Raw genomic sequence first — 19903 nt, forward strand, 5'->3', positions numbered from 1 at the left:
ATTTTGCTAAAGTGCTTTATGGCGTCTAATTTTGAGCTGGACTTAACCCTGCTTGTTTTGGGTTTTTAGGATAAAAGTGGTCACTTTTACGATCGATATGTGAAAACTGACGAGTGTTTTTATAAGGCAGCTTCATAAATCCTGATACGCCATGGCCTTGTATCTTAGTGGCGTGATGTAAAATACGATCTAAAGATGCCCTAAATGCAGCTTGCTTACGTGGGTTTAGTAAACGTAAATAGCTATGGATCTTTAAGTGATTGGGTAAGGCTTCAAAAATAATGCAGCCAGTATGATGAATTTGGTTGATCCAGCCCAATTCAGTCATGATTTCGGTTGGCAGTTCTAAGTTTTCTTCAGGGTCTTTACCGTCTTCAAAGTAGGAGTGTAACCGAGAGCGACCTTCTGAGGCAGGAACATCTCCCACTTCGAAGCTTAGCTGGGCATCATTCACCATTTGATAGGGTTCTGATGCATGTTGGCGTTCAAGGTGTAAGGTATCCTTTGCGTTAAAAAAGCAGGCTTTAAACACCCCTATTCGTTTAATTCCCCTCGCCAAAGTCACCATATTATTGACTGCTTTAATGAGCACATCTTTGGTTTCAGGATCATAAATCGCAAGGTTTGAATCAATATACACACCACTCTTTCGCCAATGAATAGCCAGCCCGCCAACAATGGGATATTGAGCTAATTTTCCAACGGCAGCGACAAACCCTTTTTCTGTATCGCCCATGCCAGCGAGGAAGTTACGGTAATATTTTTCAAGCTGCACATCGTCCATTTTAGCGATGGGATCTTGAGTGTTATGTTCTTTAAGGAATGACTTCCTTGAGCTGTAACTTACCGTCTCTACTTGTTTTTGTTTAGGTAATACCCACAACGGAATGTCTTCATGTATCGGGTGGGTGGTAATGTTTGGTAGATGCATACGATGGTTATGCCGCATACTTTTTAAAAAGTAGTCGCCGGCAAGGTTACGTCGCTCAAGATCGTCACTCAACATGCCATCCAAAGTGCGGGCAAGCTCAATGGGTAAACCAAGGCTACTGGCAGGAATCACTTTGCTTCCAAAGCGGCTAATCTGCCCTGATGCCAACGCATAAAGCGTTGCGGCAACACCCTGTTCATCAAAGCGTGGGCTGGAAAGGGCACCATTTAGCTGCTCCTCTCCAATAAAGTACACATCGCCCATTCTGGCGTTCGTGTGCTGTTGGTCGTTGGACATCAAAGACATCACGTTATTTTCAACGGAATTATTGTTCTCATCACGCTGAGCAAAGACAGCAGAGCCCCAATCAATAAGCGATAAATGATCGTTTTTAATGTCATACACTAAATTAGACGGTTTAATGTCGCCGTGAACTAAACATTTTCCGGTGCGAAGGTAATACAAGAGGTTGGCTAATTGACGGGCGATGCTGACAATCATAGCAACCGGTAACACCCCCATTCGGTGACATATTTTATCTAAATCTTCTCCTTGAGCACGCTCCATGACCATGATGCCTTGCTTACCGACTCGTTCAAACTTTATCGCATTAGGCACATTGGGATGCATGAGTTGACTGAGCATGAAGGCTTCTTCTTCAAGTCTATCCTGCACACTACGCGGAAGGGTAATTCGGGAAAACTTAAATACATGCGATTCACCAATATCGTTTGTACCAGCAAACACGAAACCATAAGCTCCTTTCCCGATAAATTCGATATCAGCATAACCAAGTTTACTTAACTGCTGATTACATAATCTTATCCAAGCACGGTGCTTTCGAGCATCTTCTGCTTTTAATAAATAAACCGATTGTTCTTCATTAATATAAAAGTGCTGTAGCTGAGGTGTTTGCAAACGCTGCTCCTATTATTACACCCATTGTTATTCATCGAGTGCTTGCTACATCAACGCATATTTCGAATTGTCAGGCAAGTCTTGTGCTTGCATTTAAGGTGTTTTTTGCTGAGCAAGTTCAATGCAGAAACCAGTTTGATTTCAAATAAAATGCGGTAAATGGCAAGTTGTTCAGCAAAAACGAATGAAACTGCCTAGCTTAAATATTGGGAGTTGTAAACTTTGACGTGAATCAAGTTGTTTTGGGCTATACACAGGTACTATTTAAGTGAATCAACGGATTCGGGTTAATCAAGGAGCGCTTATGCCTAACATTAAAAAAGCTGACTTAATTCCACTGTTTTCTTTTCCACGCCAGCGTATTTTACAGTCAATGGAAGTGACTCACTGTCCTCATGCGGTGTTTTATAATGCCAGCGATGAACAATGTACGACTTGCCATCAAGGAGAAGAGTGCATATGGATGAATCACAATGATGAACTTGTTGCGATTGAAAAAAATCCGTTGATGAACTGAAACAACAGCTACTGATTGCAGTCGATTTTATTGACTCAAATTTAAGTCCACATCATTTATCACGTCGCAACTGTCAATGTGATAACTGTAAATGGCTTAAAAAGGTGCAACAAGTTTTAGATGGTGAAGGGCAGTAAGCTTGCTGTGTTGGCGAGTTGAGTCAATAACATGAGTAAGCGTTTTTACTGATTATCTGTTGTGTCGCTAATCAATTTGCATCCTATGTTCATTGTATTTAGAGTAAAGCTCATTTACATGACATGGACCTTAGATATGGAAGCAAGTTTTTGGCATAGTAAGTGGCAGCAACAGCAAATTGGTTTTCACCAGCCGCAAATAAATGAATTTCTAATTAAATATTGGTCGCAACTGGCTATATCGTCCGCTGCTGAGGTATTTGTTCCATTGTGTGGCAAGTCGTTAGACATGTGTTACCTCGCAGAGAAAGGCCACAATGTTTTAGGTTGCGAGCTAAATCAAATTGCAGTTGAAGACTTTTTTAAAGAAAATACCTTGCCTGTTACACAACAAGCGCAAGGTGAGCATCAAGAGTACACCACAGATCAAATCACGCTTATACAAGGTGATATCTTTACGCTATCAGCGACGACCACACAAAAAATTGGCGCTTTTTATGATCGTGCAGCATTAATTGCTTGGCCAGAGGTAATGCGTCAGCAGTATGCCAAGAAATTAGCAGAGCTGATCCCATCAGGCGTCAAGGGTTTACTCATTACCTTAGATTATGATCAAGACACACTTAATGGCCCCCCATTTGCTGTTAGCCCATCTTGGATAGAGTCATACCTAGCTGAATCTTTTGACGTTGAGTTATTAGAGTGCGCTGATGTGTTGCGTGATAATCCAAGGTTTATTAATAAACAGGTTCCTTGGTTGAATGAAGCTGCGTATATCTTAACTAAAAAGTAATGGCTAAATTTAACGGTAAAAATTGATATAAAAAAAGCGACCATCAGGTCGCTTTTTTATTAACTAAAGACTCTCGAAAGAGGCATTAATTAGAAGTCGTAGCGCATACCAACAGTAAATACGTTGTCATCTTCTAGATCGATGGTTGGGCCACCGTCAAGTTGGTAATCACCTTCGTACATAGCGTAGTGGCCATATACTAGAGTCGATTTAGAGATGCGGTAGTCAGCACCTACAGTGATTTGTGTAATGCTAGCATCAGTTACAACACCATCTGCTGCTTTTTGTTTAGTTAGGTAACGACCGAAACCACCTTCATCAACACCGTACTCAGCTTTTAAGTTAACGCCGTTTAAGTTGTAAACCACGTTTAAGAAGTAAGAATCACCTTCTTGATCAGTTGTTTGGCTTTCAGTGTTTTGGTATAAACCACCTACTTTAAAATCACCTAGTTTAACTTGAGCAACGCCACGGTAAGCATCGATGCCACCGATTGTGTTGTAAGCAGCTGCTACATAGTAGTTTTGCGCTTTAAGTTTTTTATCACCAATCGTTGCACTTAATGCATATTGATCTTCATAAGACTCGTTGTCATCAGCATCGGTGTAATTATCTTCCATTAAGTAAGTCGCGTTTAACGTGATTAAATCAGCGATTTTTGGAGAGTAGTACCAGATACCGTCAGCAGAACGAGTTTGACCTGCTACTAAACGATCGATATCAGCATTGCTGTTACCGAAAACGTCAACGCCGCCTTCAGATTGCTTGAATACTGTGTCGTTACGGCCCACTAATACAGTACCGAAGTTAGTTTTTAGACCTAGGTAAGTATTACGTGCTTTGAACACATCAGAGCTAGATGAAGTGTTTTCAACTTGGAATTCCATTTGGTAAAGCACTTCAAAAGCATCAGAAATCTTTTCGCTGCCTTTAACACCTAAGTGAGAGAAGTTGTTTTCGAATACAGTGCCTTCTTTACCTTCTTGGGTAGTCACACCTAGATCTGAGTTAGTTACCGCTAGGTCTAAGCGACCGTAGAAGTTAGGACCATCGGCTGCTGCGCCGAAAGAAGTTAATGCAATCACAGAGGCCACAGATGCTGAAATTAGCGTCTTTTTCATCTTCATACTCCCTTTAGAACCTAAGGTTCTATTCCCATTTTATGGGTTGTTTTAGTGAATTTCAGTCACAGCGGCAATGGGTTTACATAGCACTGTGATATGAACTTGACGGAATTTTTGCAGGTTTGAGCTGCTTAAGTTGTGGGCTATGTCAAACTTTTTGGGATAACGTAATGATTTGATGAAAAAATGTGACAAGTTCGAGACTTTTGGCTATTAGTTAACAGTGATTTAGCAAACTACCCCTTTGTGGAGGTTCACATAATTGGCGATATGGTGTAAGTGCCGCTGTAATAGGGTTTAAGCATAGTTAAGGTGTTGCTTAATTGTTAACTCTTTGGCGATATTTGCATATGCGTTATGCATTTTTGCATAGGAAAAAGTGCGTTTGATATATTGAGCCCAAAAAAAGCGACCTATTGAGGTCGCTTTAGCATTTGCTTAACAATTCGCTGTTAATTAATTCAACAGCTTATCAGTGTATTTAGAAATCTAAACGGACACCAACAGTGAAGATATCATCACTTAAATCTTCAACAACACCATTTAGCTTCATGTCGCCGTCGTATTTCGTGTAGTGACCGTATACTAAAGTGTTGTTGCTTAAACGGTAATCAGCACCGATGCTGAATTGTTGAATTTCAACGTCAGATACATCTTTACGTGCGTCTAATACGTTTGCACCTTCGTCATTTTCAAGCTGACCAGTACGACGGTCTACAATTTTACCTAGACCTGAATCATCGTAACCGTACATTGCTTTAATTTTAAGGTTACCCATCACGTATGCAGCGTTGATGAAGTAACTGTCACCTTCAAGGTGTGCTAATTCGCTTTTTAGGCTTTCAGTGTTTTGGTATAAACCGCCAACAATGAAGTTGCCAAATTTAGCTTGAACCACACCACGGTATGCTTCGATGTCTGTAATACCGTCTTGGTAAGCGGCAGCTGCATAGAAGTTGTGAGATTTAAGTGCTCTATCACCAATCGTTGCACTTAATGCGTACATAGAGTCACTTTGTGATTCGTAGTTATCATCCATTAAGTAAGTCGCGTTAAGTGTTAGCATGTCAGCTAACTTTGGTGAGTAATAGCTAATGCCGTCACCAGAACGAGTTTGACCAGCTGCTAATAAGTCGATGTCTGAGTTGCTGTTACCGAATAAGTCAAAGCCGCCTTCAGATTGCTTAAATACAGTGTCATTACGACCAACTAATGCAGTACCAGCGTTGGTTTTAAGACCGATGAAGGTGTTACGAGCAGCGAATGTGTTACCTGAATTATCAAAGTTGCTTACGCCGAATTCCATTTGGTAAAGAATTTCGAAGTCATCGTTGATTTTCTCTGTGCCTTTCACACCTAACCAAGAGAAATTGTTTTCAATGACTGTACCGTCTTTTTGGTTTTGAGTTGCGACACCTAAGTCAGAGTTCGTAAGTGCAAGATCAGCACGACCGTAGAAATTTGGACCATCAGCTAAAGCAGTAAATGAAGTCATAGCAGTACAAGATAAAATAGCTGCAGTGATCAGGTTTTTTTCATCATCTTAATCTTCCTTTGGTAAGGGCTTGATTTTGTTGGGCACTCATCAGGTGTGCTCAACATTGATAGAAATAGTGACTCATAACGGATACGTTAAAGATACTATTATTCTGGATCCTTTATTTGCGCCCGATATTGACATAAAAGCTTCACTGAAAAGTGTGACAATTATCACTAATGATGTTTTTTATTTGATTTGTATCATATTGGTTTACAAGGCTTATATTGCTTTTTAACAAGCAGGCTGCAACCGTTAACTGCACTTATCACAAAATGATGTGGTTAGTTAATGTTTGCAACAGGTGTGTCGAGAAATGTGTCTATCTCAATCTGCTGTATTTATTGCAATGGCAGAGTTTTATTTCGCTCCTCAGCGAATTCGTATAAAATACCGCCCCCGAATAAGTCAGTAGCAAGAGCATCACATGTTGACAGAATCATATTTAAATCGTTTTGGTGGAATTGGCCGTTTATATGGTCAACATGCACTTGAAAACTTTGCCAAGGCACATGTGGTCATTATTGGAATTGGCGGTGTAGGCACTTGGGTTGCTGAGTCGTTAGCTCGTAGTGGGATCGGGCAAATCACATTAGTTGATTTAGATGACATTTGCGTGACTAATACTAATCGTCAATCTCATGCATTAGCGTCAACCATTGGCGAGTCAAAGGTTGAGGTGATGGCAAAGCGTTTACGTGAAATTAATCCAGAATGCGTTGTTAATGAAGTCGAAGATTTTATAACAGCAGATAACTTGGCTGAATACTTGGGCACTAAGCAAGAGCCTCTTGCCATTGATTATGTGGTTGATTGTATTGACGCAGTAAAGCAGAAAGCGGCTTTAATTGCCTGGTGTAAGCGTAATAAACTGAAAATAGTGACCGTGGGTGGAGCGGGTGGTCAAACTGATCCAACCCAAATTCAGTTAACTGACTTAGCTAAAACCATTCAAGATCCTTTACTCGCAAAAGTGAGGGGGATTTTAAGACGTGAATATAATTTCACTAAAAATACGCAAAGACGGTTTGCTGTTGACGCGGTATTTTCGACTCAACATCTAGTTTATCCGCAAAATGATGGCAGTGTATGTAGTACCAAGGCTGCATCTGACGGTAGCATGAGAATGGATTGTGCTTCAGGCTTTGGCGCGGTCACTATGGTCACAGGTACATTTGGTTTTATTGCCGCGAGCAGAGTGTTAGCAAGACTTGCAGAAAAGTAACTAAAGTTATCGCCCCCATTTCAGTGTTGCAACATTTTTTGGCGTAATCCAATAAGGTTACGCCATCTATATTAAGACTTTTCTGTATAACAATGAACGATTTGTCATCTTCACATAGCGTAAGAGAAGCGGAATAATTAGCGGTCGAAATGGTTCTATTTCACATGGCCCACATCATCAGCCACGCCCCTGTGCATCTTAAGTCCTATTAAACATTTATTTTTTACTTACGGATAATCTCTTGGCACCAAAATTGCTTTTTGAAGTGATAGATTCAAAAATCTGACACTTTGGACGTAACATGATGAAATTTAAATTAGATACCTTAAAGTTAGCCAATATTAAGCGTGTATTGGTAAGCGTGATGCTTTGGTGGGTGGTAGCGTGTGCAGTATTATTATTTGCACCGAACCATGTGTTACAAACTTTGTCCCTTGACGGTTTTGTGTCTAACTATGGGCACTTTATTGGTTTAGGTTTAATTGTTGGTGCCGCTTTCTTTTTGAGTCAGTTATTCACATTTGTTGTTGATGAGTCGATTAGTTACTTACGTGAAAAACGTGCCATAGAAACCATTGAAGCGAAAGTGAAGCTATTGGATCCGGCTGAACGTGCCTTATTACGAGAGTTCTTTCTTCAAGGAGCCACTATTTTGGCACTACCGCAAAACGAGTTAGCCGTAAAAGGACTCGTTGCAACAAGTATTCTTGAGCTTGTCGGTAATGAAAGACATTACGCTATTCAAGGGCCTACTGCTGAATATAAGATTTCAATGAAGGCGCGCGTATACCTCAATCGGGAAGTGCTGCGTTTACCCGCCGGCGAACCAAGTAAAGAAGAGTTAACTCATCTAATCAAAGCAAGGCCGCAGTTTATTAATGGATTAGTGCAGCCAAGAAAACATGCCGCTTAATTGACTATGTCGACTTATGTCACTGCTGTATTTTTCAATACGAATTTTTGACACAAAAATGGGGGCTATAAGCCCCCTAATTATTTGCCAAGAAACACAAAAAACTGACTTAAATCAAAATAAGTAATACTTATTCTTTTGGAGCCGACTTCACAATAAACATCCACATCATGTACGACATAATTCCCATAGTGCAGAAGATAACAATCATTGATAGCAAACCTATTGCATTACCAAACATCAAATCTAACCAGAATGCCATTTCATAATCCTCTTTATCGTGAAGTCATAAATAACATATCGCATACATCTGTTAACAATTATGATCTCGATCAATTAACCTCTCGGTTATTGCTGAATGCCTAATGTAATAGATTAGGAGGTAATGAAATATGTGACAGAGGTATTGTCTGTTCACCTATGTAGGGAAGGGCAGCTTACTTAGTCGCTTTAAACGTTCTAAAGCGATGCTTTGAATGAGATTTGAGCTGTTGAATGGAAAACTGCTAAATAGAAGACTAAAGAGCTTGCGATTGTAATTGGCCTAGGTATAATTCTGACTCTCGATTGAGCGCTGCTCTTTTGAGACATCAATATGATGCCGGTGTGGTGAAATTGGTATACACGACGGATTCAAAATCCGTTGCTTTCGAGCGTGGCGGTTCAAGTCCGCCCACCGGTACCATCTCTCTAACCTACTATTAAATAGTAGGTTTTTTTGTTTCTGGGCATCCAGAACAAGTGTGTAACCTCCAATATTTACCTCAAAAACCTCCAAGTGTGACGATTTTTTGCCAATAAGTCGTTTCCGGCTTCGATATGTTTTGTGGCCTCGCGTTGTGCATTAAATCATGAAACCTAAGACCATAAAGTTGTGCGGACTTTATCATTCTATTCCACATTTGATGCGATATTTGGCGACGCAGTTATTTCTTGTGTTGATAGTGAAGCTAGGCTATATCTTTGGTGCATAAACAAAAGACCCATTACCTTAATAAAAAATGCCAGTCAGTGTTACTGACTGGCATTAGCTCTAGAGCGTTTTCCTGCTTAGTAATAACGATTACTGGCGGTTAATCGTGACCACTTTTTTGAGGCTTTCTCTATCATCGGCTGTATAAACAATATACGTGAATGAATCTGTTGCCACCGTACTGTCACCGTCAGGTGTGTAAGTAAACTCGCCTGTGTAGTGACTAAACACTAACTCACCATTGCTTGGTATATCTACAATGTTAAATTCAATGCCTTCACTGATAGGCAACGCTCCGGTAAATGTTTCGTCGTGACCTGTTGTAAATGACAAGTTAAGGCCATTTTCAACCGTTATTGCGCCAAAGATAGTGCCGTTGTATTTATTACTTGCTTTGTTTTTGCGCGTTTCTAATTCGAAATCGTAATATAGCAATAAGTCTTGTTCACAGCCCAACTCCATCACATCTTTACACGCGTTAACCTCGTCTGCAGACAATGCTCGTGTCCAAACGGCTACATCATCGATTTTGCCTTTAAAGGTGTTTGATGTGGTATTGGTAGAGCTGTATGCACCAATGCGCATTGGTACGTGGTTACTTAAGTTACGTTTGGTGCCTAAGCCGTTACTGGAGCTATTTTGTTCGCTACCGTTAACATACGTTTTAATCTTGCCTCCTTCCCAATCGGCAACAACTGCTACGTGGTACCAACGATCTGTTTTAAAAGTGGTTCCAACTGAGTACGTCTTCGCACCATCATTGTAAGCATTATGTTGCCAGCTCAAACGGTTAGTGTCGTCAATACTTAAACTCCATCCTTTGTAGCCAGCATTTGCAGAAATTTTCTTCGCTAGAATATTGCGGTTTGAGTTATTTGAACCTGGCTCTAAATAAATCCAAGCTTGAATGGTAAAATTCTCACCAGCAAAATCAATTGAACCATCACTAGCATCAGCGATCTGTACGTAGTCAGCATTTCCATCAAAGGTTAAATAAGCATCATGCTTTTCAAGCTCTGGTGAGTTAACTAATGTCATTGTACTCTGACTTGTTAGGTCTACTACTTCACCATCAACTAAGTTGTCGAAATTGTAGTAAGACACTAAATTCGGATCACTTAATGACACACCTAATGCGCGATTCGCTGTAATAGTCTGTTGTGAAAGCGCTTGATTCCAAATGCGGATTTCATCAATTTGGCCGTCGAGCTTTTTGCTAACACCGTCATTACCTGAAGCCCAAACAAAGTAAACGTCGCTTGAGTCAGCCGCATCAACTTCAGAGATGATTAATTCACCGTCTAAATACACAGATAGCTGTTGCGTTGGTTGGTCATAGCTAATGGCATAATGCTGCCACTGTCCAATCGTAACAGTTTCTGTTGATTTAAAGGTCGTGTTAGTCGCCTTAATACGTAAGCCACCGTCAGAAAATATTCTAACCGCGGCTTTAGAGTTACTGTCACTTTCAGAGAAGGTCACTAAATTTGAATTATCTTCAGCATTCAATGAATTCACTTTCACCCAAGCTTCCAACGTATACGAACTGTCTGGATTGAAACCTGCGTTCATGGTTTGAACCATCGCTTGATCAGTGCCATTAAATGCGATCGAATCACCAAAACCATTTTTTATCGATAAGTCTTGTGAATACGGACTTTCAATGTAAGTCCACTGAGAACATGTTGGGTTGCCAAAATCCGTACCATCATAAGGTGTTACACAAAATGCTACGTATTTATCAACATCTTCTGTCGATAATGTATATGACTCATAAACTTCATCGCCGATAACTTGTGCATCGGTGTCATTGCCTGTTGCAGAACGATACCACTGATAATTTGATGACTCTTCAATATCATCTTCTGGATCGCTATAGGTGTACGTCGCAGACAATGTTGACTTACCAATATAGTCACCTGCTACGGTGATACCAGATGCCGTTGGTGCGTTATTTTTGTATGACAGTACCGGTTCGCCACACACACCACCTTCGTTACACAAATCAAAAGATAACTGCGTTGTGTAGGTGTTTTGCGCTAACGTAATTTTGGTAGAGCCACCAAAATCAGTTTCTCTAAATGGTACAACGTATTCGGTATCCATTAATGGGCCGTATGAACCTTTTTCGTACTGAAGGCCTTGTTTGCCCATCAAGTAGGTATTAGCAGCAGTACATACTGCTTCTTGCACGTTGTATTCAAATTCTAAGAACTTAAATGGCATTTTCAATGAGCTTGCCATTTTACTCTTGTTAACGAAGTTCGATTCAGTGTTGACCGTTAATACAGCGTCAATCATACCGTCGTTGTCAACATCGTGTGCGAGTTCAGGTGTGAAACTTATGTCTTCTTCAGGATCGAAATAAATCTCAGTACCATCTTCTAACACTAAAATAGCGGCAGATTCAATATTCAATTCAAAGTCTTGATACAAATCGAATGTGAAACTTACAAAGGTATCTAAGGTATTGAACTTGTAGCTGCGGTATAAGTCTTCACCTATAGGTGCGAAGAAGCCTTCAATACAGGTGTCAGTTGCCCCTTCAACTGCCTGCATACCAGCTTTGGCATGCCATTGGGTCCAATTTTTACCCCAGTAAATTTCTTCTGCGACCCAATTCTCTAAATCGTGCCCAGCAAGAAAGCGTAATTTGTCTACTTCTAAGTTAATTGCTTTTTCAATCGCTTTTCTTGCGGTAAGCTGCACATCTGCAGCTAATGATTCACGCGTTAAATTTTTAATAAATAACGCAATCTCTTCATTAGTTTTTTCCGCTGGAGTGAATGAGTATATTGTTGCCGTAGGATCTGAAATGTCGTCACTGATGATTTCAATACCGTCGGTTGCACCAACATGTGCATAGACCACATCAACAAGATAGTCGCCATTCACCATGCTGGTGTCGAATGTGATAACTGAGCTAACTTGTTTCGCTTGGTAGATTGCTGTTGCTAAAGACAACTCATAAAAATGACCATCAATCAGTGCCGTTATTTTCTCATCGGTTAATGCACGTGTTAAATCAAATACCTCTGTATCATCGTCTAACTTATAGCAATCAGCTCGATTCAGGGCATTGGCACAATTGTCGCCATAAACACCAGACGATTCCGCGCCAACGCTTTTCGACACCGAACCATAATCGATTTTTGTTGTGTCGTTCATATTGGGGAATACTTCCGACTCAAAACTCATAAAGAAGTCTTCCACAATTAATTCTGCAGAAATTTCCACTCCTGGAGAAGACGCCATAAAGTTTGCGTTCTGATCAACGGTAAACAAGGTTGTTAAGTTGACAGGTTGACCTACTTGGATTTCATCGGGGAATTTCAAGTCCATTGTTAATGGAATATCTGCTTCAACCCAACCACCAAATACATCTAAACCGCCAACATAGTGAATTTTACCGGCAGATTGCACTCTAAATGCAGGCCATGTTGCCGCACCTGAATCTTCATCAGGTAGCGTCCACGTCATTTTGGTTTCTGTAGAGGCCCACTCAGGTGAATTCATACCCAGTAATTCGAGTACTGTATTTTCACCCCAGTAACTGCCTTCACCACTGACGTCACCGTCAAAGCTGACAGTAATTGCATCCATGTCCAATACGTTTACGGTAATCGTCGCGATATCCGTTACGTTATATTGGTCATAAACAATCACTTCTAAAGAATAAGTTGACGTATTCTCGAAGTCTAAACGGGAAATCGTATTACTGATGCTCAACAACCCTGTTTGTTCATCAAGCACTAAATCGCCATCAGTATTTCCACTTAAGATTTGGAACGTCACAAAGTCGCCAACATCGTTTGGATCGGCGGCAATAGTACCAATCGCAGTACCGCTAGCGGCTGATTCACTCATCGTGAATGCTTGTGCTTCAATGGTTGGCGCGTTATTTACGGTAATTGTGACAACGTCTTGCACTAACATAATGGCAGAGCCTGCCGTAAATACGTTGTAGGTTACGTTGTCGATAACTTGCGTTGTACCTGAGTCAACCCACTGGTTGTTCGCTGCCCCTACATAGTCATTCTCGTCACCTAAAATACGTAAGTTTGAATTGCTGCTGACGCTTTTGTTAAGGGTAATGGAGTTTGCGCCGCTGCCGCGGATGTCAAACACTTCAACGTTACGCACACGAGAAGCTGTAGCAGCAAGGTTTAGGTGAATGCCTGAACCATCAAATACTAAGGTATCAGTGTTACCACCACCGTCAATACGGGTAAAGTCGTTGTCTGATATGTAAATGACGTCTTCACCAGGACCGGTATAAACAGCGTCTGAACCGCCGTTGGTGCGAATTACATCATCGCCGGTTCCCGTCGCTATGTTGTCTGCCGCTGCAGACCCTGTGATTGAATCATCACCATCAGTACCCCAAAGCGTAACTAAATTACCGTCACCATTAAGCACATAGACGGCACCTGTATTGTTTAGGTTGTTTTTATTTGAAGAAGGTGTACCAAATTGAATGTCTTTGATACCGTCGCCATTGATATCACCTGCACTCGCGATGAACTGACCTAACTGCTCGCCACCGTTACCTTCCGAGTAAAAACCTTGGCTCGTTTCAATAATTTCATTTAGGTAAACAGGTTCAGTACCTTTACGACCATATACTGCATAGACACGGCCCTTGTTGTCTTCTGCGAACGGGTCACCAATGATGATGTCGTCATAGCCGTCACCATTTAAGTCACCAGCCCCGCCAATTGAACCTAAAATAACTTGTAATTGGTGGTGGTCGATATTTGACGCATCGTTGTGAATAACAAAGCCGCCATTGCCATTCGCAATGTCACCTAGGTTAATTTCATCAGCAACGTTTACACCACCAAATAAGATATACGCGCGAGGATGCTCAATAGCAGAACAACATCCAGTGTCAGTCAGCAATAAGGCGATATCGTCAACACCATCAGCATTTACATCACCCACGTGTGACGTAGTAAACGATGGCAATGCATCTAACGTTGCGTCACCAAAGTCAAAGCCGAAATTACCACTTCCTTCTGGAACAATCTTTATGCCATTTCCAGCTGACTTGATGTTGTTATATTTAACTGCCTCGCCACCAATGCGGCCATTTACCACATAACTTGTGCCTGACAAGTCCACGTATAAACCATGACTAACGATAAAATCAGTTAAACCATCACTGTTAAAGTCACCAGTAGGCAATACCTGTGCGCCGTATTTCCAATCGCTGAATAGCTTTCGGTTAGGACGGGTAATCGCAAAACCTTGTTCGTTGTAGTCTGTTGCGACATTCGCTAACTGAACCACGTCATTATTCGTTTTACCGTAAACAACGTAGGCAAGATTTGGATCTGGAGAAGCATCCTCTAATAAGTCTCTTAATGTAAATGAGCCTGTGCCCGCTAGGTAGCGAGTGACCGTTTCACCAATAATAATATCGCCAAGGCCATCACCATTAACGTCGCCAACCACCAAAGAGCCACCAGCTAAGTCGTCCTCGTACGCACCGTGAATTGCAAAACCATCGTCACTGCCACCGTTATTTAAATCTGATAGCGGCACATAGTTGGTGCCTGTCTTACCAAAGACGACATAGGTCGAACCTGATTCTTTACCATTTATACTCGAATATGGCGCACCAACAACCACGTCTGATAAACCGTCTCCATTGATATCAACACCACCTGCAACGGCAAAACCAGCGTTGTCGCCAGAGGCCGCCCCCATGATGCCGAAACCTCGAGTACCACCTCGAACCTCAATTAATGACGGGAACGTACCTGTAGCATCACTGAACAGAACATATGCCGCTCCGTTATCTTCTAAAACAAAAGAACCATCATTTGTTAGCACATCAGACTGCGGAGAGCCGACGATAATATCGTCAAAGCCGTCACCGTTAACGTCACCTGCAGGCGCAACTGCCCACCCGGTCCACTCATCAGCACTTAATCCGTCGATGGATTGCGCATTATTGTTTAACGAGTCGTTAATGTCATTAACATTGATAGTTACTGGCGTGTCATATTGATTACCAGCCCCATCGGTAACACGAACAGTCAATGAATATTGGTTGTTACCTAACTCGAAGTCTAATTGTTTTTGGTCCGCTACTTTGACGTCACCCTTTATTGCATCAATGGTGAACACGCCAGCGTCGTTACCTGAAACAATTTCATAGGTGTAATGCTCAAGTGGGATATCCCAACGGCCGACTTCAAAAACTTGGTAATGTAGTTCAAACTCGCCAAAGCTGTTTGGTAGTACGCTTTCGTTATCTGAGTGCAAATAACCTTGCAGGCCCATAGGTGCGACAAAGTTTAAACGTACCGACGCGTCATAAATGTCTTTGTCTTTACCAACCGCTTGTACGAACACAACGGGATTATTGTAAGACTTTGAAAAGTTGATAGAAAATGGACTGTCTTTGTCGGTATCAGATACGGTAATAACACCTGTTTCACCGACGATAGCCATGGTTTCAGTGAATAAGAAACCTGTACCCTGCACGGCAAATACACTGACGTTTTCCGTCGCATGAGCGTCATCATCAAGGTTATCAATATGCACCTTAACTTTATTCGGAGATAATTCATCAATCGCAACACCACTTTGTGAGTTGCCATTGTATGAGGTTAACGACGTTAACATGACTGGATTATCAGTAAATGGTGCGCTGAATGCGTGGCCATAGGGTTCATGAGTGACAGCCTCACCTGTGCTTGCCACCTCGATTGGCTTGTCGTTTATGACCCCAGAAATAGGTTCAGCAAATGCGATCCAACCTAATGTTTCACCTTCACCAGTATCAAGAAAACTTTGAATAACACTGGTGCCTTTTTTGTCTAATTCAGACTCAAGTACCGCTTCAAAGCCTAATGCGCTGACATTGTCTATGCGATGGCGCATCAGTAAGCTGTTATTGTTCTTGCTTGTAATGCCAGAGTAAGAGTAGGTACTTACTTCATATTCAACCGTATAATCACTATTCGATTGAATTTGGCCAAATACAATCGGCGTTTGCGTAAAGTTGGATGAAAACGAGATAGGCTCAAATGCTTCGCCATTTGTAACCCAGTTTTTGATTTCGGTTGTTCCTACTTCTAAACGTACCGTTTTATCTGATACGCCATCAAGGAAAGAAATGGTGCCAATTGTTGAGTTGATTTTTGAGTTTTCATCTACATTGAAAACTTGTGCTGGTAAGGAGGACGCCAGTACAGCATATGGCACAATACCATAGGTTAGCAATAGACTGTTTAAGATCTTTTTCTTATTCATATTTTACTCTCTACACATCCGTAACACATCGCAATGTTGCGAGAGTAACAATCAATTGTGAATCAAATGTGGAATAAAAATGCCTAGAAGGTGTTTATTTAATTTTTAGGTTTTGTAATGATTGTGGGAATATAAAAAGCAGTAATTTGCACTAATAAATGAGATAGGGGTATTTGTGTTCAGGTATTGTTTAAAAGTGACTCTCAAAAAATTTTCTTTGGTTTTTTAACGTATTTTTCATTTCCCGCAGTTTGCTAGATAGCAAATCGCTGAGCTAATTATTTATTTAGAAATAACCTATTATCATGCTGTGTTAACTCGTCAAATGGAAATATTTGGGAGGTGTGATAAAGTCTGTGTAAAAACTCTTAAGTTTTTTATCTTTAGCAACTTTGTATGTTGAAGGTTGTTTATCAACGTCAATCATAAGAAAAGGTAATGGTATAATAGTGACCAAGGTAACCTAAACACTAGTGCTGATTATCTCGGATTTATGAAGGAACACAATCTTGTTCCGTTAGTAAGTTGAGTCTAGATTGTTGTGATAGTGCTATTACTGAAGCTTTTTACGATTTAAAAGAGAATAGTTCAGCTCAGCGAAAGGTATAAGCGATAAGCGAAAATGCTAAAGCTGAGAAATCAGTTGAGTCATTTTTTGCTTCCGTTTCAGTTTGCCTACAACTTTCAGCAAACACAAACTGTTATATGCTCCAAACATGTCGTGGAAACTATTTAGGCTGCATTATTGCTCCAAAATACCATGATTCAAGTTGTGTTGTTTTTCATAGCCTGCATTAATGCCTAACTCGTAAAAGGGATCTTTACTGCGAGAGATTTTTGCAATTACTTCACCTTTTATCCAGCCTAAACTACATAGTATTATTGCTGTGATGCAGGTGTAATGAATAATTTCTGAAAAATATTTAATGGTTATTATTTAATTAAATATTGAAAATAAGTTTAACAAATAGATGGATGTTTAAATGGTAAAAATACTCAGATTTTAAAATGGTGCTTTAATGTTGAGTATTTTTATTGATAATGAAGTTTGAGATAGAGATACAAATAATAAAGGACAACCTAAGTTGTCCTTTATTCTTTTTAAACTATATTTAACTAAAATTTGTAATCAATCGCTAAATAAACTTGTTGAGTATCATTTAATGAGAATGTGCTATTGTTTGCTCCATTACCTACATCTTTTTCATAATCTTGCTTTAAATATTGGTAGCCTATTTCAGTAGACCAATTATCATTGATGTTATACATGAAGCCAGTTTGGCCACCCCAAACAAAATTGTTGCCCGAATCTAAGTTAGCTGCATCGATACTAGTGTGAGTCATACCAGCCGTGGCGCCAACGAACCAGTTCATATTACTTTGACCGAGTGGTACTAGGTAGTCATAAGATAATAAGAAGTTCTGCTGTTTACCAATATCTTCCGAATTATAGCCATAAGTACCATATACACGACTATTATCGTTAATATACTTACCAACACGAAGTTGATATGCCATATCTTTTTCTTTCTCTTTAGCACCATCGACTGAAGAGTCTAACTCGTAAGCATTCTTCTGATAACCAGCAGCACCACCGACAAACCAATCTGATGCCATTGCTGGTACTGACATCATAGACGTTACTACACCAGCTAAAATAAGTTGTTTAGTTTTCATAATTCACTCCAAGGTATTAATCATTATTTCGTTTTTGTTGGAGCCACTATAAGCCTCACTTGCTGTATAAAAACTGAATGAAATTAATTAGTGAGTTTTTGAAGTAATAAAACCTAGTAAAAAATAATTCATAATTGGTTTCTAATAATTGAAATTAGTGATTGCTCTTTCATTGAGTGTGAGGCAGAAAAACTGGCTTTACATTGGTTTAATTAAGCTGATTTTAAACAAGAATATTTACTTGATGGAATACTTAAATATTGAGAGATCACAAATTTATAACTTACTTTAAGAATTCTATGCGCGAGGTCACTGTATCGTTTGTGGCTTATATTTGCAGCTAGTTATTTGTTGTATAAACAATCTGAGGGCTAACCAAAAAGATAACGATTCAATTAGCTCTTGACGACGAATTTTAGTGTTTATTACTTGATATACAAATCCCTTATATCAATAGGGTATTAATACTAGGTTTTACTATTATGGCTGGAGTTGCCATAGATTACTCAATGTTTGCTAAGGAGATTTAGCTAATGTTTTATATTCATATGCTGTTGTTATTGGTCGTGATATTTGTCGGTATCCGTCATGGTGGCGTCGCTTTTGGTTTGTTAGGCGGCTTAGGTGTGTCAGTGCTGGCGTTTGTATTTGGTATTGCACCAGGCTCTCCCCTGTCAGTGTCATGCTGATTATTCTGGCTGTAGTTGCAGCTTCAGCAACATTAGAGGCGACTGGCGGTCTTAAGTTACTGGTAAAATATGCTGAAAAATTATTAAGAAAGCATCCAAGCCAAATTACTTTTCTTGGCCCTTTATGTACTTACTCTTTAACTGTATTGGTGGGAACTGGACACTCAGTTTATCCATTATTGCCTGTTATTTATGATGTTGCTTATAAAAAGGGAATTAGACCAGAACGTCCACTCGCTATGGCTACAGTTGCATCGCAAATGGGAATTACGGCAAGTCCAATTGCAGCAGCTGCGGCTGTGGTCATGGCCACTGCAATGGATAATAATCTTGATATTAGTTTGATTAATGTGCTGTCAGTTACTATTCCAGCAACCTTAATTGGTGTACTAGCAGGTTGTGCTTGGAGTTTAAATCGCGGTAAAGATTTAGATAAAGATGAAGCATTTCAAGAGCGTCTTAAAGATGATGAATTTCGTCAGAATCTGATTGATCCTGAGGTTGAAACTGACGATCAGGCACATACCGATAGCATTGCCAAAAGAGGTTTAGCATTATTTTTGGCCGGGATTTTATCTGTTATTGTGTTAGCTATGTTCAGTAAAGAATTGCTACCAGAAGGCGTAAAAATGTCTGTAGCGATACAGTTCATGATGTTGTCTGTTGGTGCGGTTATATTACTGGCAACCAAGGTTTCGCCACAAAAGATTGTTAATAGTAATGTCTTTACTGCTGGTATGACGGCTGTGGTGATTATTTTTGGTATTGCATGGTTGAGTGACACTATTATTGGACATCATAAAAGCTACTTAGTGAGTTCATTAAGTGACTTAGTGAGCGCCTACCCTTGGTCATTTGCGATTGCTATGTTTATGGCATCTATTTTTCTTAAAAGCCAAGCGGCAGTATTAACTATTATGTTCCCGTTGGGATTTGCATTAGGTATACCCGCACCTGTGTTAATTGGTGTTATACCTGCTTGTTATGCTTACTTCTTTTTCCCATTCTACCCAAGTGATTTAGCGGCAATTAGCTTTGACCGCTCAGGTACGACAAATATTGGTAAGTATGTGTTAAATCATAGCTTTTTAGTGCCAGGATTTATCGGTGTCACCACGGCAACCGTATTGGGCTACTTTATCTCGACATTGGTTATTAACCATTAACTGATAAGTCAATCGACATAAAAAAGCCCAGCATATG

The 19903-nt window shown here is 40.2% G+C and carries 9 protein-coding genes, 1 tRNA gene and 2 pseudogenes; 6 read left to right on the plus strand and 6 right to left on the minus strand.

All coding sequences use genetic code 11. From position 1 onward, the window contains the following. Positions 1-25: 25 nt before the first annotated feature. A complete protein-coding gene (locus ACGEDC_RS11870) occupies positions 26-1849 on the minus strand; it encodes a protein kinase domain-containing protein (RefSeq protein WP_065109781.1) in 1824 nt (607 codons plus the stop codon). Positions 1850-2153: 304 nt separating this feature from the next. On the opposite strand from ACGEDC_RS11870, the pseudogene ACGEDC_RS11875 reads away from it, so the two are divergent. Next, positions 2154-2503: pseudogene (locus ACGEDC_RS11875) on the plus strand (hypothetical protein). A gap of 136 nt (positions 2504-2639) precedes the next feature. Next, positions 2640-3296 carry a thiopurine S-methyltransferase gene (locus tag ACGEDC_RS11880; protein WP_394498323.1) on the plus strand — a complete coding sequence of 219 codons (657 nt, stop codon included), beginning with the start codon at positions 2640-2642 and terminating at the stop codon, positions 3294-3296. A gap of 89 nt (positions 3297-3385) precedes the next feature. Here the strand turns inward: ACGEDC_RS11880 and ACGEDC_RS11885 are convergent, their stop codons facing one another. Together ACGEDC_RS11885 and ACGEDC_RS11890 are read right to left on the minus strand one after the other, a co-directional pair. After that, a complete protein-coding gene (locus ACGEDC_RS11885) occupies positions 3386-4417 on the minus strand; it encodes a porin (RefSeq protein ID WP_394493416.1) in 1032 nt (343 codons plus the stop codon). Between the two features lie 484 nt (positions 4418-4901). Further along, positions 4902-5915: a porin gene (locus ACGEDC_RS11890; protein ID WP_394493418.1), complete on the minus strand. Its 1014-nt coding sequence runs from the start codon at positions 5913-5915 to the stop codon at positions 4902-4904. Positions 5916-6387: 472 nt separating this feature from the next. On the opposite strand from ACGEDC_RS11890, the gene tcdA reads away from it, so the two are divergent. Together tcdA and ACGEDC_RS11900 are read left to right on the plus strand one after the other, a co-directional pair. Next, positions 6388-7182: a tRNA cyclic N6-threonylcarbamoyladenosine(37) synthase TcdA gene (gene tcdA / locus ACGEDC_RS11895; protein WP_394498325.1), complete on the plus strand. Its 795-nt coding sequence runs from the start codon at positions 6388-6390 to the stop codon at positions 7180-7182. Positions 7183-7483: 301 nt separating this feature from the next. After that, complete coding sequence (locus tag ACGEDC_RS11900) at positions 7484-8095, plus strand: superinfection exclusion B family protein (RefSeq protein ID WP_080914885.1); 612 nt, start codon at positions 7484-7486, stop codon at positions 8093-8095. A 130-nt stretch (positions 8096-8225) separates the two neighbouring features. On the opposite strand, the gene ACGEDC_RS11905 is transcribed toward ACGEDC_RS11900, so the two are convergent. After that, a complete protein-coding gene (locus tag ACGEDC_RS11905; protein WP_076540587.1) occupies positions 8226-8357 on the minus strand; it encodes a DUF3149 domain-containing protein in 132 nt (43 codons plus the stop codon). Between the two features lie 338 nt (positions 8358-8695). Between ACGEDC_RS11905 and ACGEDC_RS11910 the strand changes: the two genes are divergently transcribed. Continuing rightward, positions 8696-8780, plus strand: a tRNA-Leu gene (locus ACGEDC_RS11910). A 378-nt stretch (positions 8781-9158) separates the two neighbouring features. Here the strand turns inward: ACGEDC_RS11910 and ACGEDC_RS11915 are convergent. Together ACGEDC_RS11915 and ACGEDC_RS11920 are read right to left on the minus strand one after the other, a co-directional pair. Further along, a complete protein-coding gene (locus ACGEDC_RS11915) occupies positions 9159-16334 on the minus strand; it encodes a LamG-like jellyroll fold domain-containing protein (RefSeq protein ID WP_394493421.1) in 7176 nt (2391 codons plus the stop codon). 1116 nt (positions 16335-17450) lie between these two features. After that, complete coding sequence (locus tag ACGEDC_RS11920) at positions 17451-18011, minus strand: outer membrane beta-barrel protein (RefSeq protein WP_394493423.1); 561 nt, start codon at positions 18009-18011, stop codon at positions 17451-17453. 548 nt (positions 18012-18559) lie between these two features. On the opposite strand from ACGEDC_RS11920, the pseudogene ACGEDC_RS11925 reads away from it, so the two are divergent. Then, positions 18560-19866, plus strand: a pseudogene (locus tag ACGEDC_RS11925) (anaerobic C4-dicarboxylate transporter). Positions 19867-19903 lie beyond the last annotated feature (37 nt).

The sequence above is a fragment of the Shewanella sp. ENK2 genome (assembly GCF_043568515.1).
Lineage (GTDB): Bacteria > Pseudomonadota > Gammaproteobacteria > Enterobacterales > Shewanellaceae > Shewanella > Shewanella japonica.

Coding starts and splice junctions, on each gene's coding strand:
- ACGEDC_RS11880 (WP_394498323.1), top strand. CDS start 2,640: ATGGAAGCAAGTTTTTGGCATAGTAAGTGGCAGCAACAGCAAATTGGT.
- ACGEDC_RS11885 (WP_394493416.1), bottom strand. CDS start 4,417: ATGAAAAAGACGCTAATTTCAGCATCTGTGGCCTCTGTGATTGCATTA.
- ACGEDC_RS11890 (WP_394493418.1), bottom strand. CDS start 5,915: ATGACTTCATTTACTGCTTTAGCTGATGGTCCAAATTTCTACGGTCGT.
- ACGEDC_RS11900 (WP_080914885.1), top strand. CDS start 7,484: ATGATGAAATTTAAATTAGATACCTTAAAGTTAGCCAATATTAAGCGT.
- ACGEDC_RS11905 (WP_076540587.1), bottom strand. CDS start 8,357: ATGGCATTCTGGTTAGATTTGATGTTTGGTAATGCAATAGGTTTGCTA.
- ACGEDC_RS11915 (WP_394493421.1), bottom strand. CDS start 16,334: ATGAATAAGAAAAAGATCTTAAACAGTCTATTGCTAACCTATGGTATT.
- ACGEDC_RS11920 (WP_394493423.1), bottom strand. CDS start 18,011: ATGAAAACTAAACAACTTATTTTAGCTGGTGTAGTAACGTCTATGATG.